The 23,232-nt window shown below is 41.5% G+C and carries 21 protein-coding genes; 2 read left to right on the forward strand and 19 right to left on the reverse strand.

Translation table 11 applies throughout. The features are described 5' to 3' along the window. The first annotated feature begins 38 nt into the window (after window positions 1–38). A complete protein-coding gene (locus DSOL_RS01485; protein ID WP_075363121.1) occupies window positions 39–2,798 on the forward strand; it encodes a UPF0182 family membrane protein in 2,760 nt (919 codons plus the stop codon). A gap of 118 nt (window positions 2,799–2,916) precedes the next feature. Here DSOL_RS01485 and DSOL_RS01490 read toward each other — a convergent pair whose 3' ends face one another. From DSOL_RS01490 to DSOL_RS01540, 10 genes are all read right to left on the reverse strand, one after another. Beyond that, window positions 2,917–4,179: a hypothetical protein gene (locus DSOL_RS01490; RefSeq protein WP_075363122.1), complete on the reverse strand. Its 1,263-nt coding sequence runs from the start codon at window positions 4,177–4,179 to the stop codon at window positions 2,917–2,919. Between the two features lie 41 nt (window positions 4,180–4,220). Beyond that, window positions 4,221–5,186 carry a phosphodiester glycosidase family protein gene (locus DSOL_RS01495; protein WP_075363123.1) on the reverse strand — a complete coding sequence of 322 codons (966 nt, stop codon included), beginning with the start codon at window positions 5,184–5,186 and terminating at the stop codon, window positions 4,221–4,223. A gap of 481 nt (window positions 5,187–5,667) precedes the next feature. Further along, on the reverse strand, window positions 5,668–6,090 hold the full coding sequence (locus DSOL_RS01505; RefSeq protein ID WP_075363125.1) for an OsmC family protein: 423 nt from the start codon (window positions 6,088–6,090) through the stop codon (window positions 5,668–5,670). A 24-nt stretch (window positions 6,091–6,114) separates the two neighbouring features. Then, window positions 6,115–6,696, reverse strand: a complete 582-nt coding sequence (locus DSOL_RS01510; RefSeq protein WP_075363126.1) for an ANTAR domain-containing response regulator — start codon at window positions 6,694–6,696, stop codon at window positions 6,115–6,117. A 69-nt stretch (window positions 6,697–6,765) separates the two neighbouring features. After that, window positions 6,766–7,428 carry a hypothetical protein gene (locus DSOL_RS01515; RefSeq protein WP_075363127.1) on the reverse strand — a complete coding sequence of 221 codons (663 nt, stop codon included), beginning with the start codon at window positions 7,426–7,428 and terminating at the stop codon, window positions 6,766–6,768. 194 nt (window positions 7,429–7,622) lie between these two features. Beyond that, window positions 7,623–8,276 (reverse strand): hypothetical protein, encoded by a 654-nt coding sequence (locus DSOL_RS01520; protein WP_075363128.1) that lies wholly within the window; start codon window positions 8,274–8,276, stop codon window positions 7,623–7,625. A 55-nt stretch (window positions 8,277–8,331) separates the two neighbouring features. Continuing rightward, entirely contained in the window at window positions 8,332–9,063 is a 732-nt protein-coding gene (locus DSOL_RS01525; protein ID WP_075363129.1) for a phosphatase, read from the reverse strand. 87 nt (window positions 9,064–9,150) lie between these two features. Then, window positions 9,151–9,729 (reverse strand): hypothetical protein, encoded by a 579-nt coding sequence (locus tag DSOL_RS01530; protein WP_075363130.1) that lies wholly within the window; start codon window positions 9,727–9,729, stop codon window positions 9,151–9,153. An 84-nt stretch (window positions 9,730–9,813) separates the two neighbouring features. After that, window positions 9,814–10,674 (reverse strand): ATP-binding protein, encoded by an 861-nt coding sequence (locus tag DSOL_RS01535; RefSeq protein ID WP_083642272.1) that lies wholly within the window; start codon window positions 10,672–10,674, stop codon window positions 9,814–9,816. Window positions 10,675–10,724: 50 nt separating this feature from the next. After that, window positions 10,725–11,489, reverse strand: a complete 765-nt coding sequence (locus DSOL_RS01540) for a DnaD domain protein (protein ID WP_075363131.1) — start codon at window positions 11,487–11,489, stop codon at window positions 10,725–10,727. 223 nt (window positions 11,490–11,712) lie between these two features. Here DSOL_RS01540 and DSOL_RS01545 point away from each other — a divergent pair, with 223 nt between their 5' ends. Further along, window positions 11,713–12,303 carry an HD domain-containing protein gene (locus tag DSOL_RS01545; protein ID WP_075363132.1) on the forward strand — a complete coding sequence of 197 codons (591 nt, stop codon included), beginning with the start codon at window positions 11,713–11,715 and terminating at the stop codon, window positions 12,301–12,303. Window positions 12,304–12,318: 15 nt separating this feature from the next. Here the strand turns inward: DSOL_RS01545 and DSOL_RS01550 are convergent, their stop codons facing one another. From DSOL_RS01550 to acsC, 9 genes are all read right to left on the reverse strand, one after another. Beyond that, the gene (locus tag DSOL_RS01550; protein WP_075363133.1) at window positions 12,319–14,061 is read right to left on the reverse strand and encodes an MBL fold metallo-hydrolase; all 1,743 of its coding nucleotides are present in this window, start codon (window positions 14,059–14,061) and stop codon (window positions 12,319–12,321) included. A gap of 192 nt (window positions 14,062–14,253) precedes the next feature. Continuing rightward, window positions 14,254–14,892 (reverse strand): response regulator, encoded by a 639-nt coding sequence (locus DSOL_RS01555; protein ID WP_075363134.1) that lies wholly within the window; start codon window positions 14,890–14,892, stop codon window positions 14,254–14,256. After that, window positions 14,889–16,031, reverse strand: a complete 1,143-nt coding sequence (locus tag DSOL_RS01560) for a sensor histidine kinase (protein ID WP_075363135.1) — start codon at window positions 16,029–16,031, stop codon at window positions 14,889–14,891. The genes DSOL_RS01555 and DSOL_RS01560 overlap by 4 nt, the downstream gene beginning before the upstream one ends. Window positions 16,032–16,129: 98 nt before the next feature. Then, window positions 16,130–17,095 (reverse strand): hypothetical protein, encoded by a 966-nt coding sequence (locus DSOL_RS01565; RefSeq protein ID WP_075363136.1) that lies wholly within the window; start codon window positions 17,093–17,095, stop codon window positions 16,130–16,132. 163 nt (window positions 17,096–17,258) lie between these two features. Further along, window positions 17,259–18,053 (reverse strand): methyltetrahydrofolate cobalamin methyltransferase, encoded by a 795-nt coding sequence (locus DSOL_RS01570; RefSeq protein ID WP_075363330.1) that lies wholly within the window; start codon window positions 18,051–18,053, stop codon window positions 17,259–17,261. Window positions 18,054–18,096: 43 nt separating this feature from the next. Beyond that, the gene (locus tag DSOL_RS01575; RefSeq protein WP_075363137.1) at window positions 18,097–19,059 is read right to left on the reverse strand and encodes an acetyl-CoA decarbonylase/synthase complex subunit delta; all 963 of its coding nucleotides are present in this window, start codon (window positions 19,057–19,059) and stop codon (window positions 18,097–18,099) included. 15 nt (window positions 19,060–19,074) lie between these two features. After that, a complete protein-coding gene (locus DSOL_RS01580) occupies window positions 19,075–19,836 on the reverse strand; it encodes an ATP-binding protein (protein ID WP_075363138.1) in 762 nt (253 codons plus the stop codon). A gap of 23 nt (window positions 19,837–19,859) precedes the next feature. Next, on the reverse strand, window positions 19,860–21,770 hold the full coding sequence (locus DSOL_RS01585; RefSeq protein ID WP_075363139.1) for an ASKHA domain-containing protein: 1,911 nt from the start codon (window positions 21,768–21,770) through the stop codon (window positions 19,860–19,862). Window positions 21,771–21,879: 109 nt separating this feature from the next. Then, window positions 21,880–23,205 carry an acetyl-CoA decarbonylase/synthase complex subunit gamma gene (gene acsC, locus DSOL_RS01590; protein ID WP_075363140.1) on the reverse strand — a complete coding sequence of 442 codons (1,326 nt, stop codon included), beginning with the start codon at window positions 23,203–23,205 and terminating at the stop codon, window positions 21,880–21,882. Window positions 23,206–23,232: the final 27 nt, after the last annotated feature.

The raw sequence follows: 23,232 nt of genomic DNA on the forward strand, positions 1-23,232 counted from the left end.
AACAAGTTTTGTAAAAAGTTTCAAGGGAGGAATCACTATTGCAGCGTTTGATCAAATTTATAGTTAGCCTCATCGTAGTAGTCTCATTATTAACCGCCTCAAGCGGTTTATTTGAAGATTGGTTATGGTTTAAAGATCTCGGTTATTCTCAATTGTTTTGGACGCCACTCCTGAGCAAATTGCTTTTTCAAGCAGTAAATGGAACAATTCTTTTTATTTTTATTGCCGGAACCTTATTTTCTGTTCGCCATGCCATCGTTACCTTCGTAAATGAACGCTTGCGCCTGCGCTTACGCTTAGTTCAAGATATGAACCGTAAGGTTCTAAGTCTAAGTCAACGAAGGGTAACGATTTGGTTACTTGTTATTTCTGCCATTGTAAGCTTTGGAGTGAGCTTTGTTGCAGGGTTCACAGGCTGGTTGGATGTATTATCATTTATCCATGCCACACCCTTTGGTAAAGTCGATCCGATTTTCGGTAAGGATTTAGCTTTTTACTTTTTCCAATTACCTTTCTTAAAGACCTTGTTCAATGCTTTTTTCGGTCCCTTGTTTTTACTTGCCTTGTTTACCACAATTTTTTACATTGTCACTGGTGTCTTACGATTTCATTCGAGCAAACTATGGCGAAACGGTGCAGTTGAAATAACCGCCAGCGCTCGGCGTCACCTTGCATTATTGATCGGAATTCTCTTTGCATTAAAAGCTTTCGGTTATTTCCTTGATATTTATCAATTACTTTACTCTGTACATGGGCACGTTGTTGGTGCAGGCTATACAGATTTAACTGCAACCCTTCCCGCGCTAAAAATTCTAATTGTCCTGAGTGCTTTGGGATTTATTTTAACTGGTATCTCCTTGACGTTTAAAGATTCGCGTTTTTTGACGGTTCCGGTAGTGGGTATCTTTACCATAGGAATCTTAATCTATGGTATTGTTCCCGCACTCATTCAATCGTTTATTGTTATTCCAAACGAGCTGAACAAAGAGCAGCCTTACATCCAACGTGAAATTGAATTGACGAGATTCGGCTATGGCTTAGACCACATTAAAGAAGTAGATTATCCAGGAAATACACCCATCACAATGAGTGCTTTAAAAACTGATCAAGCGACACTCAACAACATCCGGCTAAACGATACTCGACCCATGTTGCAGACCTATAACCAGAAACAAGGCATTCGACTCTATTATAAATTCAATGACATTGATATTGACCGTTATACCGTCAATGGCGAATTCCGCCAGGTAATGATGGGTCCACGAGAAATTTCAACGCCTGATTTAGATCCTAAGGCAAAAACATTTGTAAATTTACGGTTTAAATATACACACGGATACGGTGTAAGCGCTTCGTTTGCCAATGCAGTCACCTCAGAGGGGCTTCCCTCATTTGCCATTAAAGACGTTCCCCCTGCCAGCGAGTTCGCGGAATTTAAATTGTCTGAACCCCGGATTTATTACGGCGAACTGACCAATGACTGGGTTGTCGCGGATACTACAGTTAAAGAATTTGACTACCCTCTTGGGGACACGAATGCTGAAACATCTTACAAGGGTAAAACCGGGATCCCTTTAACCCCACTTAATAAGCTGATGCTTTCCCTTCGCCACGGGACGCCTCGCTTCTACCTTGCCAATGAAGTGACAGCAGCCAGTAGAATGCTAGTCTATCGCAATATAAAAGAGCGAGTCCAAAAGCTTGCACCATTTTTAACCTATGATTCAGATCCCTACATGGTCATTGATAGTGGGCATCTCAAGTGGATTATTGATGCCTACACCACGTCAGATGCCCTTCCCTATTCTAATAAATACCTAGATAAGGAGTTTAACTACATCCGGAACTCGGTTAAAGTCATTATCGATGCCAATGACGGAACCGTCGATTTCTATGCAGTCGATCCTCAAGACCCAATTTTAAAGACATATATGAAAATTTTCCCTGGTGTATTCAAAGACTTGACGAGTATGTCGCCGAGTTTAAAGAGCCACCTCCGGTATCCTGAAACTCTTTTTAATGTCCAAAGTAATATGCTTAAAACCTTTCATATGACAAATTCCTCCGTTTTCTATAATAAGGAAGACGCTTGGGATATTGCCAAAGAACTCTTCGAGGCAAAACCTCAAAATGTATCACCCTATTACACTATCATGAAGATTCCCGGAGAAGACAAACCAGAGTTCGTGCTCATGCTTCCATTTACACCCGCTTCCAGTGCAACGAACACACGAAACAACATGGTTTCCTGGATGGCAGCGCGAATGGACGGAGAGCATTATGGTGAGCTATTACTTTATAAAATGCCCAAAAATATTGAAATAGATGGCCCGTTGCAAATTGAATCACGTATAGACCAAGACCCGGAAATATCAAAACAGCTTTCTTTATGGGATCAGAAAGGGTCAAGCGTGATTCGAGGAAACCTCTTGGCCCTTCCGATTGGCGGAAACTTCCTCTATGTCGAACCGATCTATCTACAATCAGATAAAGGCGGAAGCATTCCGGAAATGAAACGCATCGTTCTCTCCTACCAGGACCGTTTGGTAATGTCCGAAAATTTAGGTTCAGGATTAACTCAACTCTTCGGTGAGGGAACGCCACAACCTACAACACCCGGTCAAAGCACCTCTAACCTTGTCCCGTCGACTCAAGCCAAACCCCCAAATAGTCTTAACGCATCAAATATTAATTCAATAATTGATCAAATGAACCAAATGCGCACCTTACTCGATAATCTAGAAACCCAATTAAAGGGGTTAGAAAGTTCTTCGAACCAAACTCCTGAAAAGAAGTAATTGTTCAGCCCACAAAACGACCATACTGAGCGAAATTAGTTTAGAAAAGGAACGACCAAGGTCGTTCCTTTTCTCTTATTATATTTTAAGGAGACTTCTTCAACCTCGAAAATTTACTTTACGGGTTGAGGGGTTGTAATTCTGCGAGAGTCGATGTTCCTTGCTTTGTCAATTGCATCAGCTCAGCGCCATCGACTGAGACGTAATTCTCATCCCCATGCAATTTGACCTCCGATAATTGACCAGCCTTTACTATATAGGCCGTCTGATGATCATAGACAACCATTTGTCCCTTTGCACCGATAAGTGTGCGTACGTTTTTGTTAAATGGAATGGAGCCTTCCCACACGGTTTTTAAAGAAGGGTTACTGTTCAATTCGGAAAGGTCTGCAGTGGTCTTTATCTTGACAAGTACATTGTTTTCGACTTCACCGATATATATGTTTCCATCTCGAATTCCCAAAATTCTATCGCTGGTATTCTTAGAGATGATTTGGCGCTTTGTCCCTTCTAAGGCTATGACTTGATGAGTTGCACCGACTTTACTGTCAATAAAAAGAGTACCGTAACGATCTGATGCAGCCATAGTATCGATGGACTCTCCTGATTTGCTCAATGTGCGTACGTTTTTCATGACGTCAATTTGCATGAGTAATTCTGTTGATTCGTTTTTTACAGTTAGGTACATTAGATTGGTAGAGGTTGAGACAACGAGTTCTTCAATTTTTCCACCCGCTGGAAACTGGTCAATTGTCTGATTAAAACGATCATCTGGAGCAGTCTCTTCATCGCTATTTGGCAGTTCAAGTGAATAGAGTTCTGTTATTTGCGGATTGCCATACCGCTTTTCTGTCCGAGGTTCGGCAGGAACTTCTTTGGGTACTACTTTAGGAACTTCCTTATTGACTTTTTGGTTGGGATCTTCTGTTTTTGGGTCAGTTGATGTTGATGTTGGAGTCTGAATTTCGGTTTTCGTTGTGGTTTTTTGGGGGTAGACGGTAACGTACGTAACAGGATTAGGGTTTTTCTTAGCGTAAAAATAAAGCAAGGTATTTCGATCAGGCAACCACTGGTACGTGAGAACGCCAAATGACTTATCATTAGAGGGCGATTTCTTTTCAAAAACAACCTTATCTTTTTTCAGGTTAAATACTTTAAGGGTTCCATTCTCCATGTACGCTAAATAATCCTTAGCGTAAGAAATTTGAACATCAGTTAGGTCAGTGCCTGGGATCGTTGATTTAAGCTGAAGAGTGATGGGTTCGCTATCTACGGGTGCCATAACCTTTTGAACTTTATTGTTCAAAAAGGAGTAAGCCCCAAATTGGAGGAGGAGTGAAACCAGTGTCCAGACAAGTATGATACGCAGTTTCTTCTTCATGCGATTCTCCTTTTTGGTGGAAGTTTATATATGCAAAGGACTTATGGAGTGACCACAAAGGCGGTCGGTATATATCGTTCCCCGAAGATATCCCAAAGTCGATTTAAGACTTTGGAGTTGTAGACAAGTTCTGATGAAGAGCCGCCATCTAAATTGACGGCATTCACGGCATTATAATCTTCAAAAACATTCATTAAATCTCGCAATGTTGCTCCAATACTCCAAGTGGGTTGACGACCATCAATAACTACAAAAATTACAGTTCCGTCAGCCATTTGACCTATTCCTGTCCGAGGGGCAATACCCCACCCCCCGTCTCCAGTAATTACAGATTTCCCATCTACAATCAGATTAGGTTCAAAAGTAACAGCTTCACGAATGTGTTTCTCTTCTAACTGATTAGCTGTCATCTTGCCGAGAACCAGTTTACCCTGATCATCAAAGCCGACAATATTGACCGCTTTTTCACCTACATTATTGTGCACAAGTATTCCGTTATGCATAGTTAACCCGTCTGGAAAGGCTCCATTTCCTTTACCATTTGGGTCATAGAAGCCTCCGGCATTAATTCCGGCAATTGCTCCCATATCTTTAACTAGGTCACTGACCCGTTCACCAGTAACACCGATTTCTTTCGTTACGGCCAATTTGACTCTTTTCGGATCTTTTATCAGCATTACTTTGCCTTTGAAACTTGGACCTTGAATATCTTCAACCGTTATTCCCGAACTGGCATCTGCAACTACCTTTGTACGAGCAATGGCTTTCCCATCGCTTAGCCCTTTAGATGCTTCGCTCATAATACGATCTATCTCAGCTTGAGAAAGAAAGGCTTTTACTACCTGCGGATGCCGCGAGGTGTAGACTGAACCAACGGCCACAGTTTTGAGAGACTGAAATGGTCCCCAAAACAATACGAAAGGGGCAAGAATAGCAGCCAAAACTAGATTATAGATAATAAAGGCTAAAATCTTCTTTAGTCGAATTGTACTCTTAGTTCTTCTCATTCAAACACTTTCTCCTTCTTTAAGATTATATACTATATATCACGCAGCAAAAAAACAAGCCGCAAATTTTGTTAAGATGCGGCCCCTTACCTTTAACGTTCAATGACGTCGTCTTTTAAGCTCTAATGTTAATTTCCACAAGGAATAAATAATAAGAGCAAAATAGAGATAGAAACTGATCTGAATGGAGTTCCAACTAAGATTTCCAAGTTTAACTTCGGCTAATTGACTTATTAAACCAGCAAGCATCCCTACAACAATAGTTGACCACATTTGAATTACAACATTATGTTTCTTACGTCGGGAAAAATAATAAATATAAAGTACGACAGAAATCAGAAATATACTTCTCGCAACCATTAAAATCAATGTCATTTTTCTACCTCTTTACGACGCGATTCAGCAACCTCGTACCTAGTATAACAAAACATATTTGTACTATCAAGGATTGTGTGTTTGGTATATATAGGGAGTTACATAATCATATGGAGTTGGGGTTAATTTCAATACGGTACGTAAGATCGGCTGCTTTATCAATCATATTAGCTACACTACAATATTTATCCATGGAAAGCTGAACTGCACGCTTGAGTTTTTCTTCAGGAAGGGATTCGCCCCAAAATCTATAGACAACCTCTATGTCTTTAAAGACACGAGGATGATCACTGGCACGTTCACCTTCAACTGTAGTCTCAAAGCGCTGAAATTTCACCTGCATCTTTTCAAGAATCGTGACAACGTCCATCCCGCTGCAGCCAGCAATAGAGATTAATAAGAGTTCCATAGGACTGGTTCCATGCCCAGTTCCCCCAGCCGTAACACTTGCATCTAAATGAGTCAAGACCTTTGAGCTTCCTTCGCCCTGAAAATGCATCCCTTTAATATGTTTAACTAACACTTTCATTAAACAAGACTCCTTTCTGTCTGATCAATTCAGCTCAGGTAACCATACGCCTTTAAGAACATCACGGGCCACAGCTCTCATGGATTTACGCGTAACCATTGCTTGGGTACGTAGTGCAGTATAAGCAGCCTGCTCAGAAAATCCCCGTTGTTGAATGAGGGAAAGCATGGCTTGAAAGATTATCTTTCGTGTTTTAAGTTCTTCCTCTAAACGTTGAATTTGCTGGGAATGTTCCGTTTCACGGACAAAGCGATGCTCTGCTAGCTGTATAGCTGCTGCCATTTCAAGCGCACGCCATGGATATTGAATAACGTGGTGGGCATCTGCCTCGATCACTTCAGATAAAACGTGATGTTCCTCTTGGGTAAGAACAACAATAATTGGACAAAGATGTTGCTCAACCAGATTTTGAAGAACCTCCGAAGAATTAAGGCCGCGTAAATTCCAACCCATAATTATTAAATCAGGCTCAAATCGGTGAGCGAAACGCAAGGCTTCCATGCCATTATCCGTTGTCGCTATGATCTGATAACTCACAAGTGGCAGAACCACTTTTATTTCAAGATTTAATGTAGGGTTTTCTGAAACTAATATTGCCCTCTTCATCTTATATCACTCATTTCACACTCTCCTAATGACTAGCATCTTACGAGGGCATCATGGTAGCTACACTAGCTATTTTGCTACTACGCCAAACTTTTCTTCTTCAGAACGGATTTCAGGGTCTTGTTGAAGAAAGGAATGAGCAGGCATAGACGTATCCAAACGCAGTGGAAAAATCAAAACAAATAAAGCAGTCCCTCCGACAGCGAGTGCAAGATATTGTAGGGATACAACAAAGAAAATGACAGATGTGAGGTTAGAAGGAGTACCCATCGCATAATTAAAGGGCTGAATAAGCTTCAAATTTGCAGTTTGTCGTTGATTTGATGTCCACTCAGTTTGCGTTGCGTCACTGGTTTTAGAATTAATCCAAACTGACTTCCCTACGAAATCCACAGAATTGATAAGCTGATGCCCAATTTTGTAAAAGGGATCTAAGGAAGAAAAATAGATAAACCCCTTGGTAGTGAAGATTCGATCCATTTCCACCGGTGTCCCTGTAATGGCAGCCTTAGCATATGTCCTTTCGATTCTTAAAATATCATTAGTGTTAATATTTACAGGGCCCTTGTCCGTAACAATTGTATACAAGTCATTGTCGACCAATTCGATATTTGTGACTTTAACATCCAAAAACCTAATGCTAACCATCGACATTAGAATAATAAATAAACTAATAAATATAAGAGCTCCCGCTAAGCGTTCGCGATCTATCTGCCTTCGTTTAATAACCACTGTTTGACACGTCCTTTACTTCTGCTTTCTTACTCTAGTGTAACCACAATACTCATTGTACTATAAATAATATAGTGAAACAAATGAACTTTTCTTATAACATGTCAAGGAAAGACATTTCGTCTTTCCTTGACATGTTCCCTTATTCTACACAGGAACTTATGGCCCTACTGGGCGTCTCTTTGAATGAGTACTTATTTTGAGCCACCCTGTTTTCTAAACTTGGAGAGTAATTGCAAAATGTCATTCGACGAGAAGGTTAGAGGATTGTTCGGCTTAATCGTCCCGGGCTTAGAGAGTGGCTTCGAGCCCGTGGATTCAGGTGGTACAACTGCTCGTACAAAGATTGTGGCAAGCAGTTCAAGTATAAGGAGTGGAAGCGCTCCTCTGATGCCGGGAAACGTGAGTATGGGAAAAAGAAACCAAGCGCTGGGCGAATAAGGATTGTTTGAATAGTCTCCGTTAACAAATAAAACAATTGTGAGAGGTGCTTCCGGGGTTTCGGGAGTTAGAAAACCGCGGTTAGGCATTATCCCCGTGTACTCTCCGGCAGATCCGTTGGACATCCATTTTAAGAATCCTTGAAGCTCAGAAAGGGGCATTTGTACTGTTTGCCCATTCTTCACATCAAGAACTGGTAGACTTTCAAGCCGAAAAAGGCGCTGGGCAATGAATAGGAATAGTTCTGAGCCGATTATAACAGCAGATGATGCAAAAACGCGACCATTTATGAGAGGTTGCGTAAAAAAGAGAGTTGCGCTCCCGGCCACCGAACTAATCGGTGCAAATAAGGCTATGCCCATGTTAAGCGGTTCTGTACATTGACCTACTGGCTGATTACCCGACACCTCCAACGCCCTCCCTTCATGACAGTATATGGAAGGCAAAGAGATGGTGTACCTACTAATTGATAACTAGACGGTTTCTGCGACGTGTTGCTAAATACTCTAGAACACGATCAGACGAAGTGTTAAGTACCTGATGTTCCTCAATCCCTACCTCGTGAACCAATTCAAGTGCATGGCTAAAATCACCGACCCTGTCCCAAAAGTGAGCATCACTTCCCAGAATAACAGGTCCTTTGTACTTTACCATATAACGGGCAAAACGGCGGCAATTTCCCCATGCTCCACTTTTTTCCTTTGACAGTGAACTATTATTAATCTCAACTGGAATATTTAATTGAGCTGACATAAACGCAATTCTTTCGAGATCGAGCTCAAATTCTGGCCGACCCGGATGAACCATCATATCTGTCAAGGGATTTTCCATGGCTTTAATATAAGCCTGTGTATTTTGTTCAGACGTTCCTCCGGGATAACAGATTACATGAAGTCCGACGAGAACGAGTTTCATCCGCGCCAGATAAGGCATGGGGATATCCAATTCTCCTTCATAATTTATGATATTTGCTTCAACTCCAGGTAAAATATGAACACCGAAAAGTTCTTCTGGAAGGATCGCCAAGTTCCCAAAATGATAAAGATGAGGGGCACCCGGCATACTGGGAGCATGATCAGTCATGCCTAGTAATTTAAGGCCCTTACGTGAGGCCTCCTGTGCATTTTCTGATAGAGTACTATAGGCATGTCCACTTGCTACTGTATGAGTATGTAAATCTACTTCTATTTCCATATTTCAGCACCTCAAACCTATTATACCCTTATCGAGAAAAAAATAAAATAAGTGCCCTACAATGAGCACTTATTTTATTAGCCATGTTTATTGTTTCTTTACAGTGGTGGGTGCTTTAACCGTCGAATCAACATTAAAACGAAAACTTGCTTCTGTAGCTTGTTCGACTCCCCCCTCAGGATTAGGTTTAATGCGCAGTGTCATTAAGTGTTGCCCAGCTGTAGCGCTTTTACCTAATGCATCTCCTAAAGCCTTAATCTGTTTAAAAGCAACACGTGCTGTGCCTCCAGGCTCTAATAAAGTTAAGACTCCAGGTGAGATTACCTTTTTGCTGTCATCACCTATAAGATTCACTTGCAATTCCACCGGAACATTCGTCATCTGCTTGGATGTTGTGTTTTGCACCGTGACCACTAGGTCAAAAACTTTAGCGTTGATCACTTGTGACCCTTTTAGCACAACACTTCCATACGTTAGATCTTTTACGATTGAATCTGGTACCACCGTGACACCGAGCATTTTAATTTCGGGGACTTCGTTAATTTTGCTTACACTCGAATGTGTGTTTTGCCAAAGTGAAAATCCGGTAAATCCGATCAGACACAACACAATAACACTGGCAATCATAACAAAGTATTTACGGTCAATCGCAATAATTTTAGCCAAAACTGACACCTCCAATAATTAAAATTTTACTCCTGAAAAAACCTATGCATGTCCTCTTAAGGACATGCATAGGTTTGAAAATATTTATTTTTTACCTTCACGCTCATAATACATTTGATGTCGTATATCTTTCTCAACGGTCAAACGGAAGATACGAGTGGACTGAATTATCCGAGAAGTCGTACGCACACCTATATAGTCTTCCATTTCATCAAGCGTAAGATTTGAAGTTATAACAGTGGGAAGCTGTTCGTTCGTACGATAATTAATTATAGAATAAAGGCGATTTCGTGTCCAATCAGTGTAATTATGAACACCCAGATCATCAAGGATTAGGATAGGAATTGTTCGAGCAGTGTCTAATAAATCCAGCTCATTTACTTGTGATTTATAGGTTGCTCTTAGTTCATCTAATAGATCGGGAACGACCAGAAAAAGAACTTTTAATTGTGCCTCCATAAGTTCATTGGCAATAGCTGCCGCTAAAAAGGTCTTCCCTGATCCAACAGGTCCGGTGAACAGAATACCAAGACCGTGGGGATTCTGTTCACAGTCATAAACAAAGCTCTTAGCTGCATTTAGGGCCTTTGATGCCCCTTCTCGATGGGATTGATCTCCCATCTCCGATGTATAATAATCGAATCTGAATTTTTCAAAACGGCAGTTCATCAAATCTCTAGAAATTCGAGCATGACGAAACTGATTTTCTAGTTTTCTCGTCTGCATACAACTACAGGGATAAGCTACATCCCCTTCAAGATAGATTCCACGACCTTGGCAGTGGGGACAAACTAAGGTTGACATGGAATTTGAAGGATCAGTCTTTCCTTGATCTTGGAGAGCTCGAGAGGAGTTCGACTCAGTGGTTAAGATGGACTTGGAGTTAGCATTGAGTATTTTTGCGTCTAAACCATTCCCTTTCAAGATATCTTTTACACTTTTCATTTGAGCTATTCCCTCCTCTAAAATCCAAGATATCTTATAGCTTTAAGAAACTATAAATAGAAATTCTCATATTTATTTGAAACTGTTTTTGAAACCTTTTCGTTAGCTTTTGACAGTTTTTTCTCCTGACGAGACTGAAAATAAGCGTCTTCTGCCTCAATTTCGATTCGCGTGCGCAATCCCTTTTTTTCCCATTCTCGAAGTATAGAATCTAGATAGCGAAAGTTTCGAATACCTGCACTTACTCCCCTTCTTAAGGCTTCGATGATAAGCTCTTCCGAAAAATGGGATGACAGCCATCGATCCAAATTCTCGCACTCTAATTTAGTAAGCGGTCGACCAAGTTCTTGCTCAAATGTATGAACCAAGTTTTCCATAGGTGAGTTTATTGGAGTAGAGGTAGACTGTGGTGAGAATTGGCTTTGTTTCAGGGTGCGTTCTTGTTCCAGCGTCCGAGAGCGATCAATAGCCCAAAGTTCGGCAAGTTCATCGATTAAACCCACAAGACTATAGCTATTAAACCACTTTTGTTCATTAGAATTCCAGTGCCGTTCAATCGCTAGTAATTTTCGCTCCACTAATCGGCCTACAACCTCCTCAATGTCTGATGGAGAATCGGTCATGCGCCCAGCTAAGGTGGTGATTGACGGGTAGGGGTTGGTTTCCGCTTCACATAAAATCTGTATCAGAACCATCATATCACGATCATTTAATCCAATTTCTTTATAATGGGTTAATAGATATTTTGGAACTGCAACGACACCGGAAAAGAAAAGAGCCTGTGTAAAGCTCCCATAAACACTTACTTTATTCATTGGCGTTCACTCCCTAATACCCATAAAAAATATTTCTTAAGTATTCTCTCTTTATCTGTAAAATCCTTCCATGAAAAATAGTGTATCTACAATAAAAAGGCCAAAAAACGCTCTTTTTACATGAAAAGATAAAAACAGCTCGAGGGAATGTTACCATATTATGGCAGGATAATAAGAGCACTTTGGCGTATATAGTTTCTAAACGAACAAAGGAGGACAAGTTATGGACTTTCGGGAAGAACTCATTCATATCGTCGATAAATCAGGTGCTCATCCAGCTTGGGGTGTTAAACATTGCTATAGGGTCTATCATCTAGCCAAAGAACTCTCAAATCATTTAACCCTTGATGATGAAGTTCTTTATACTGCTGCCTTGCTACATGATACAGGAAAATACCCTGTTTATGCGCTTAAGAACATTGATCACGCTTTACGTTCCAAAGGGGTTACTACAAATCTTTTACAACAAATGATGTTCTCTCCAACCAAATTGCCCATGATCTTAGATGCTGTAGAAAACCACATGTACTATTCAGAACCGGGGCGGAGTGACGAAGCAGTCTATATACGCGAGTCCGACATCTTGGACAATTTAGGTAACATAGGTTTGATGCGATTATTTAGTCTGGTTGGGCAAGATGAGTTAATTCAGACCCCTGAAAATGCTCTAGATCGAGCACGTCTTTTTGCTGATGCCCTTCCTGACAAAGTATCAACAAAAGCAGGAAAACGTTTGGCAGTAAAGAGGCGAGAAGAAACCCTTCGCTTCCTAGCCGGTATTAAACGACAAACCTCAGAATATGCTTGGATCTAATGCCCTGCGCTATCCTTAATGCCGTCTTTCTCGTTCTTGTTCTTGTTCTTCAAGCCAGCGTGTCATACTATCTAGAAGATTAACGACCCGGTCAAAATTCCGGGTTCGTTGACCTTCATCCAAAAGCCGTTTGAGATGATGACGTAACCGGATATAGGCTCTATTGACTTGAGCGCGGGATACGTGGGGATCTGACATTTTTGATCGTTGAGATGAGATTGGGGCACTCTGAAGTGTTGATTTTCTATGCGTTATTTCGGAAGCAGGGCGCACTTTTTCTTCAATAACCTGAGTCGAATCATTCGGCGTCATCCATAGTTTTTCTGGGGCATGCCGTACAATCTGGTTGGATATGAATTCAATAGTTTCCCCTAGTTGCGGTATAACTGAAGTTTTACCGAAAGTTTCTTGGATTTTGTTAGAAAAGACAGTTTGTCCTTCTAATTCCCCGTGTACAAGAATGATTTGCTCTGCCTTTTTTCCTAAACGGGAGAGCCAATGAAGAAGTTCAGCTTGATCAGCATGTGCAGATAAACCGTCCATGTGGCTGATACGAGCTTTAACCGCAACCTTTTCTCCATGTATAGTTACTACATCGGCACCATCTGAAAGAATTCGACCGAGAGTACCTTGAGCCTGATATCCTACAAACAGAACAGTAGCCTTTTCCCTCCAAAGATTGTGTTTAAGATGATGTTTTATGCGTCCTGCATCAGCCATGCCGCTGGCGGCAATAATGATCGATCCGCCTTCAATCTCATTAAGAGCCATTGAATCCGCAGCAGTTTGACTGAAATGAACATTGGGCATATTCAAGGGACTATTGCCCTGTTGAATCAGTTGACGCGTTTCTGTGTCGAAGTGTTCAGTGTTCTCTTGAAATATCTTTGTTGCTGCGATGGCTAATGGACTGTCAATATAAACAGGTAACGTTGGTATGCGATGTTCGTCTTGTAATTTACGCAAATAATAAAGAAGGTCTTGGGTACGTTCTATCGCAAAAGCTGGAATAATTAAATTCCCTCCTGCTTCATAGGTTGTACGAATCGTTTCGGCGAGTTGGTCTGCACGGTCAATTTTTTCCCCATCTGCGTTCTCATCATGCAGACGATTTCCATAGGTTGTTTCCATGATGACAACTTCTGCTTCACTTAAAATGCTTGGATCTTCAAGGTAGGGTTGATTAACATTCCCAATATCACCAGAAAATACGATTGACTTAGAAAAATCCGGTTCTTTTATATGAATCACTACGTGTGCCGAACCTAAAATGTGACCCGCATCATAGAGTTGAAAAGAAACAGTGGGAACGAGGTCCATTTGTTCTTGATAGGGTATTGGTTTAAAATATGGAAGAGTATCGAGCGCGTCTTGAACTGTATAAATAGGGACCAAGGGTTGAAGACCTGCTCTTAAACGCTTACGATTCTTACGTTCTACTTCCATTTCTTGAATATGGCCACTATCCGGGAGCATTATTGAACATAATTTAATGGTTTCAGGGGTAGCCCAGATAGTACCCTTGAAACCTGCCTTAATCAGTTTAGGCAGCATTCCAGAGTGGTCAGTATGTGCATGGGTTAAAATGACTGCGTCAATACTTCCTGGGTTATAGGGAAACTTATCGTAATTTAACTCTTTCAGTGCTTTGGATCCCTGAAACATTCCACAATCGATTAAAATACGCGATTCGCCAGATTCAACGAGAAATGATGATCCCGTGACAACTTGTGCTGCACCGAAAAAGCTAATTTTCATACAATAATCCTCCAAAAATAGCGTCTGAATGGCTTCTCTTTTCCAATGAAAATGAGAGAAAAAACTTTAATGACGCTATTGTGTTTTTATATTTTAATATTCATGTCTTAAACTCGTAATTATAATTTTATCTAGGTCTATATTACCCGTTTAACACTTGTTACGCAATGGTAATTGAAAATCCACTAGTCATTAGTCAAGTTGAACGAATTTTAGTTTAACCGCTTTAAGAGCTGCTTGAGTGCGGTCCTCAACAGCTAATTTACGATAAATGCTCGAAAGATGATTCTTCACAGTCTTTTCACTAATAAATAAAGCAGTTCCAATCTCCCGGTTGGAAGATCCACGTACCACATAATAAAGAATTTCCATCTCACGTTCACTGAGTCCACAAGTATTTTTCAAAGGGCTTGGTTGTGTAAATTGCTCCAGCAATTTACCTGTAACGGTTGGAGACAATATAGGTTCTCCTGAGTACACCTTACGTATTGAATGAATCAATGTTTTTGAGTCTACATCTTTTAATAAATAGCCAGCCACGCCAAGTTGAAGAACTTGGAAGATCTTTTCATCCGAATCATCAACGGTCAATACTAAAATACCAATATGGGGACATTCTCGTCGAATAACGCGACCTGCGTCTAAGCCATTCACTCCGGGCATATTAAGATCCATTAATAAGATATCGAACATATTGTTACGCGCAACATTAATGGCACCTTGGCCGTCTCCTACTTCTGCAACTACTTCAATTCCATCTTCAAATTCCAAAATACGACGTAACCCTTCTCTTATAAGTGGGTGATCGTCGGCAATTACGATACGAATCATGTTGTCGTTCCTCCCTTGAGTCTCGATGGAATTGATAGTTCTATCGTTGTTCCCTCCCCTATAGTAGATTGAATGGAAAAACGTCCAGAAAACATTTCTACACGTTCGCGCATACCAACAAGTCCAAAATGTTCCTCAGGAGCGATCATAGCAGAGTTTACTTCGAATCCTTTACCAAAATCACGGATCCGAGCAATTGTCCATTCATCTTGAAAAATTAAACATATATCTACTTTCGCCGAGTTAGCATGTTTCGCTACGTTGGTCATTCCTTCTTGAATTAAACGGAAAAGGGCCACTTCCATGGCCGAGAGAAGCCGCTTTTCACGACCTTCGATCCTTAACTCACATTTAATTCCATAGTTTTCTTGGAAGTTTTCGAGGTATTTAGAGATGGCTGGTACAATTCCTAAATCATCTAAGGCCATGGGACGGAGATTGAAGATGATCCTTCGAATATCTTGAAGATTTGATCGGACTAGCTTTTTTAGGTCTTGGAGTTCAGCCTTTACCTTGCTGGGATCTAAATCAAGCAGCTTTTCTGCAATTTCCAAGCGCAAGACAATATTTGCAAGCGTTTGGGCGGGACCATCATGTATTTCTCTTGCAACACGACGTCGTTCTTCCTCTTGCGCTTTAATGACCCTTAGACCCATTTCTAAACGTTGTTCGTGGTTCTGGGTTTGTAACGAGTCTTCTAATCCACCTTGTAATAAACTAATCGCCATACAGATCTGAGTCATAAGGTTCTCGGCACGCTCAATTGTCGCATTCATCTGGCGCAAGGCATGTTCAATATCATCTCGTCGTTTGCGCAACTGAACTTCTTGGGCTTGCAAAAGCTGCAGTTTGACCTGAGCATCCTTTGCGTTTGCGTAAGCCTCTATCATATCTTTCTCAGTGTGTTTTTGATGTGCTCGACTCACTTCCATAAGTTTCTGACGCATGAGTCGATCTGTTCGTACCTGAAAATCAACTTGACGAATAATTTCTATAATATCCGATTTAAGCTGAGAAAGTTCATTAGTCAACCGTTGCGTTTCAGAGCGTGATGTCTCTGCAATAAAAAAAATCTCTTCTTTTCCTAACTCGATTGCTTTCAGGGTAGTTGTTAAGATTTCTCCCAACTTATCAGCCACAATTTAATACCTCATTTCAGATATCTTAACATAATATTTGTCCCTCCTATATGTAATTCGACAAAGAAGTAGTATTTCCTACTTCTTTGCGATAAATGTTATACGATTGTTGAATTCTTTCCAGAACGTAGAATCTGCCGAATTCCTCGCTCTAATCTACGAGGAAATGATAAATCCTCTGCGCTACATACAAAGACCTTCCAGCCCCTTTTATTAAAGTTTTCCACCAGACAAGGATGCTTGGGATCATGCAGGTAAATCAGAATATCTTCGACTTGGGCCAAAAAAGTTTGATTATTCACTTTTAAGTTCCAACAAACTGGGCCATTTGGAAAAACTTTGTTAAGTACATGTCTAAGACGATTATCTAGATCAGGAACTTGCAACTTACACAATATATCATCAGATATGGAGTCGATTTCAGTCATCTCTAGTTCGACGTTTCTTCGTTTATCGTTTATACGTTCGAAATCTAATGCACTATCCATTGTTATAACCGCAAGATCGAGTCGTTCAGGCCCTTCCTCATTTGACTCAGTATCAGCCTCAGTTTCAACTACAAATTCGCCTTCCTGAATATCATGGTGAAACGCGTTTTCAATAGCTACGGCTGGAATTACACTTTCTATCACATTTTCTTCGTTAAACGTTTCCCATGGTCTACCAGTATTTTCGCCAAGTACTTCTCGAATAACCTCTTTGGTATTTTCTTTAGCGTAAGAAACCGTACTGTTCAAAGCTTCTTTGGGTTGGGTATCCATCGCCTTCGACATTCCGTCACGCAACATTTTGTCCATTGTATCCTGGAATAAAGGAAAATTATTAATAACACGTTCGTCAGGAAGTTGTTGTTCAAGAAGTTGTCTAAGTCCATCCTCTAAATATTCAGTTGGAAACATTGAAATTCCTAGTAACAATGAAGTGACTTTTGTAACTATTTGGCTACCCCTCTGAAACTCAGCATCCGAATCTACTCCTGATAATAAGCACACTGTGAATATCTTTTCTGTAATTTGGTCAATCCACTCTTCAATTCGCGGATCATTATGAAAATAGGCCTCCACACTTATCCACCTCCTGAAAATATACCTGTTGATAGCTATGCTTGTTTCTTGGATGGTATGAATATCCAGATGAAATAACCTTGGGTGTTAAAAACATTAGCAAGAAGCTCCTCGAAATTTCGAGGAGCTTCTTGCTAATTACATTTGCCTACTTCCGTAAGGTTTAGCGTGAACGGAAGACTTTAAGATACGAATCCGCATAGATGCTCTTATTGAGCAGGATTTGGGCAGTCGCTGCTACATCGACAAGATCATCGTCGTTAGCATCCATAATAGCTGCATCAAGTCCGGAAGCAATGGCCATGGCAAGATACGTTCGATTAATTAAATTACGGTCAGGTGACTTTTGCGATACGTTCGATAAGCCAAGAACTGTACGTGGAGCTGGGTTCGCCAACATTTTTACTTGACGTAGACTTTCTAAAACTTCAGGAGCATGCTCCTGAGCCACATTAACAGGAAGAATCAGGGGATCAATGAAAAGGTCTTCCATTGGCAAGCCGTATTCATCTGCAGCTGCTACTAATTCCATGGCAAAAGCCACTCTGTTCTCAGAGTTTTTCGGAATACCTTGTTTGTCCATGGTCAAACCAATAATGCCGGCGTTATATTGTATGGCCATGGGGAATACGCGTTCAATTTTCACTTGCTCTGCTGGGCAAGAGTTAATAATCGCAGGACGTTTACAAACTTTTAAGCCAGCTTCGATCGCATTATAGTTAGTTGAGTCTAAGACAAGGGGCAGATCTGAAACTTCTTGAATGACATTAACCATCCACTCATATGCTGCGACACGCTCTTCAGTTGGGATAGCAGGGCCTGAATTAACGTCAAGGTAGTGTGCTCCACCTTCATGTTGCTTCACAGCCCAATATTGTAAGGGCTTTGGATCTTTATTGCGAAGTGCTTCTCCAATATCAGTAAACATCCCATTAATCCGTTCGCCAAATATAAGCATTCGGTCACGACCTTTCATTTTTTTAAAGTCACATCTCATGGAGCTATTTGTTCATCAAATCAGCGATGTTCTTCTGGACCAAACGTACTGCAGCTGGGTTACGCATCACAAGAATACTAGCTCCAACTTGCAGCATAGCGGAAGCGGTCAATGCTTCCCACAGTACGCCACGGTCTTGAAGATCACCCCACCCAGGAAACTCATCGGCAGATACGTTTGCTTCTTTGCAACGATTAGATTCATAACCAACGGTACATATCATGGGCATAGAAAGCATTTTATCATTGGCTAATGCCCCTAAGCGGGCCCGTTCCATAATAGAATACGCATACTCGATACCGAAGCCAAGCCCTCCGATCATAGGGTCAATGACAATTTTGTTTAAGGGTAGTCCCATTTCGTTGATTAAGATATTAAGCTGTTTACAGATATTGATATCAAGTGGTGAACGCGCAATCACAGTATGTTTGTGAACCATCGCGGCAGCAGCAATGGATTTGTAGTTATCCTGTTCAGCAAGGCCAAGCAGGAGGTTTTCCCCAGTTGTAGCTTCTGCAATAGCCGCTATAACCTCGTTATTCTTTTCATCATCATCGCACCCTGCTACGATGAGAGGCACTCCAACAGCAGCCAAGACCTCTTTCACAACACGAGTACAATCTTCCGGAGAACGATTCTCACCTTCTGGGTCTGCTCCGATTAGCTTCAAATAAATAACATCTGCGCCATATTCATCCACACATTTTTTTGCCCAAGCACCCGGGTTATTTAAAACATCACCAAATTGATTTTTAATCGTATCGTTCCATTCCGGGACAATGTCATTGACTTCCATGGCAATTATGGGACGATTCTGCATTTGTCCTTCAAAATGGAGAAAAGGTAAAGTACTATCCCCGCCAACTGTCACTGTAGAGGTTCTTGTTCCTCCTTGTTCAGGAGTTGCTCCTAGTACAACCTCTCCGACTTTACTAGAATATCTTTCTTTCACTAATGCTACGGACATGAACTTCTCTCCTTTCTAGTTAAAGATTCCGGCTCGGTTTAAAATACTTTCAACAGCCTTAACCGAGACGGCATCATCAGGTAAATCAAATAATGGTTTACCCGCCAAGTCATATTCCACCACTAAGGGATCCAACGGAATGTCTCCAATAAGAGTGAGTCCTGTACGTTCGATTTCTTCGCTTAAGGATTCTATGCTGCCCTCTGTGGTTTTGGTGACGACCAAATATATGGTATTTACAGCAGACTTAAGTCCCCGAATGAGATCGTGAACCCGCCCCGCAGAACGTATACCCCGTGCCGAAGAATCGCTGATAACGAACATCTCGTCGATATGAGGTATAGTACGACGACTAATATGTTCCAAACCAGCTTCTGAATCTACAGCCACAAAATCATAGTTCTCTCCGATGCTCTCAATATGTTTACGCAAAAGGTCATTGGGATAGCAATAACACCCTGCCCCCTGTGGACCTCCCATGACGAGAAGATCAATATCTTTAGACTCAACTAGTGACTGCTGAAGTTTATATTCGATAAAGATATTCTTCGCCATTCCAGGAGGGATTGCTTTAGGGTTTTTGCTTTCTTCAAGCAATTCCGAAATTGTTGTTGTAACGGTTAATCCCAAAGCCTCATCCAGGTTTGCATTCGGATCTGCATCGACAGCGAGAATTGAAATTCCTTTTTTTCGATGAACCATTTGCCTTAGTAATAAAGCGGTGAATGTGGTTTTCCCTACGCCACCTTTACCAGCAACTGCTACATAGTTTGCCATGTGGAAGACCTCCAATTATAACGTTATTGACAAGATGGAAATAGGGATAAATCCGTATGCGGTAAAAACAGAGCAGAAACGTACTCATCCATAAATGTCGCTCCAACCGAAAGCTCAACATAGGTCATTTTCCGTCCCAACTCTTCTGCTTCACGCCATGCATTCTGTGAGAGTAGTGCAAGGCGCGCTCCTTTAACGGAAGAATTCCCGATAAATTCAAACCGATCTGTGTCAAGATCTGGAAGCAGTCCAATTTGAACAGAATCGTGCACATTGAGGTAATTACCGAATCCTCCAGCAATGACGATCCGACTGATCATTTCAATATCGACAGCAACCATGTTGAGTAATGAGCGGATACCGGCATAGATGGCCCCTTTAGCTCGGATGACATTCTTAACATCATTTTCTGTGATAACCACATCTTTTTTTCCACCAGATTGATGAGCCCAAGCTAGGACAAATTCTTTGTCATCCGGAGTAGCTCGTATCCGTTCCGAACCCGAGTGATGAGCCAATTGGAAATTTCCAGCGCGGTCAATAATACCTGCTCCGAGTAGTTTGGCCATACAATCCACAAGTCCCGATCCACATATTCCAACCGGGGGAAGGTTGTTAATCACCTTAAGGGATACATCCAGAGTTTCGGAATCAATAATAACTCGTTCAATCGCCCCTGGCATCGCACGCATACCAAATGTTATCCCGCCACCTTCAAAACTTGGACCAGCTGAACAAGCACAAGTAACGAGCCAATCTTGGTTTCCGAGGACGATTTCCCCATTCGTTCCAATATCTATAAAGAGAATAATATCTTCCCCATTGGCCAAATCCGTGACCAGTGTTCCAGCTACAATATCTCCACCGACATAACTAGCTACCGAAGGATAACAATGCACCAAAGCTTCAGGTATCATATGAAGCCCGATCTCCCTAGCGGGAACAGAAGGAACACTTGTCATTGTGGGAATATAGGGCTCTAACCGGATATACCGAGGATCCACACCAAGAAATAATTGTGTCATTGTGGTATTTCCAGCTACTATTGCAGAAGAAATATCCAAATTGCTTATTGATTTTCGAGCAATAATCTTGTCAATAAGCTCATTGATAGTATCCACGACTGCGTGCTGAATTCCTAGTAAGTGCTCTTCATTTTCTACGGCATACACTATACGAGAAATAACGTCATCGCCGTATTTGGCTTGTTTATTGTATGATCCCTGCTGTTCCTCAATTTCTCCAGTCAAGAGATTGATGAGGTAGACGACAACTGTAGTGGTTCCAATATCAATTGCCAGTCCATATGGGGGGTGATCGTTTCCGGGTTCCACACGAGTGACGGTAAAACCAGAATCAATCTCTGTTAAAGTAACAGACACATCCCAGTTTGCTTTACGAAGTGATTCTGGCAGATGTTTCAGAACGGATAACGGTATGTGAATGGGCTTGTCTTCCGCTTTCAAGACACGACGCAGCTCCATGTTCAGTCGGGCCCAATCACTCGTATTCTCCGTTAAAGTTGGCACGGATAGTGAAATCCTAAGCTTAGTCGCTAAAGGGTGATGCCCGAACCTTTCGAGTAAATCATGTTTGCTTTCTTGCAAAATCCCCTTATGGACATCCCCCATTAAAACCTGATGTTCTTGTAACCGGGATTCTGGAGGAACCTCAATCGTCATATCCCCTTGGATCAAGGTTTGGCAGGCTAGCCTAACGCCTTTGGAAATTTGCTCGGGTGTTAAGTTTCCGGTCCCAGTCACTAAAGGATCCCCACTTAGAACGACAACTTTACAAGCACCGCAAGTGCCCTTACCACCGCACCCTGATTTAATGAAAATTTCCGCTTTAGCAGCCGCTTCGAGCAGCGATGTACCGTCCTCAACATCAATTATGCGGTCCTCGGGCATGAATTTAATATGAAATGGGGGCATCGTTTTCACTTCCTTACTCTACCAAGAAATCCCTTTTCACGAGTTTCATGTAAGAGATCATCTTTATTTTGTCTCTTCATAGCTCAACTGATGTTCAATCCAAAAGGTTTTATGACAGGGTTTTTGAAAAAGAAAGAATTCCACTGGATTCCCGTGGCCCTACAATAACTTTAAAACCAGATAGTTCTGCGAGTTTACCCGAGATCACGGCAACATAGCCAGGTATTATAACATTACGATGTTTCACTTTATCAGCGATGCCACAAGCAACCATTGCTTCAGCGATTTTCTCGGGTTCAAATTTCCCTGCTGCATAAGCCGTAAGAACTGAAGTTCCGTCGGTATCGATGGGCAGAATATAGCTAGGGATTTTGGAGGTTTCCACTTCACCCTCAACACTGTAGTAGGTTAGAGAGAAGTTTGTGGTAATGTAAAATGGAGAATTTTCGTTAACATCCCCCACTGAATGGAGGATCGGCTCAACTTGAATTGGTTTCTGGGGATCAGTATAAAGGTTTTGACGCAAGGTCATTAAGGGTAAAAGATGAGCTTTGGTACTGGTATTTAAAACAACAGCGCTAGCATATTTGGACACATAAACGGAACCCTCCATGATTTCGTCAAGTGGCTCAGTTTGGCTGGTGTAAGCAATAACAGGATAACCAAACGGTCTGAATTTCTTCTTGATAGCCAAACGTCGTAAATGGGTCAAATTTGCTAACGTTTCAACTGGAGTCCTAGAACCGGGATCAAGTACAAATTCCTTGTAATCCAAGGCTTGTGCCTTGACAACGAGATCATTGAGTGCATCGAGTCCCTCTGCTTTTATGATTACCGGAACAGAGTTTTCCTTGGCAAGGTTAACGATTGCTTCGTAGTTTGCTTCAGTCGCCTCTCCGATTAATGGCTTGCGGGATGCCAAAGGCACAAGGGCTGCCTTTAAAGCTACCGGATCACTACTAAGTAAGAGCAATGATTTTTCCGTTCCTGCAGCAACAATTCCAGCAACTTTTTCGAAGCGCGCAGCATCTCCTGATTCATGAACCACTGCTACACCATCGATGGAATAATGAAGTCCGACGCGGTCAAATTCCAAACCCTTGATTTCTTGAAGTTTTAGACTCAATTCGTCATCACTCAAGGAGTCAGATACTCGGATGAGCAAAGTCGTGGGGTGGTAGAATGTCTTATCATGACGGAAAAGTACATTCTCATCTCCAATAACAGACTCATTGCCAAATTTAATGGCTTTGATCGGAGGAGCTGAAGCAGAATCCAACGCTTCCCGTGCAGCAGCAGTGACATATGGGCAGGTGTCCAAGGACGCTTTTCCTGAAGCCAAAGCCATAGCAAAGGCTAAACAAGTAGGTACGCCGCACTCTCCGCAGTTTTTCTTTGGTAGTTGCTTATAGATTTCTAAACCTGTTAGAGCCATTTTGAAACCCCTTTCTAAGTTGACTTA

The organism is Desulfosporosinus metallidurans (assembly GCF_001936615.1).
GTDB classification, from domain to species: Bacteria; Bacillota; Desulfitobacteriia; order Desulfitobacteriales; family Desulfitobacteriaceae; genus Desulfosporosinus; species Desulfosporosinus metallidurans.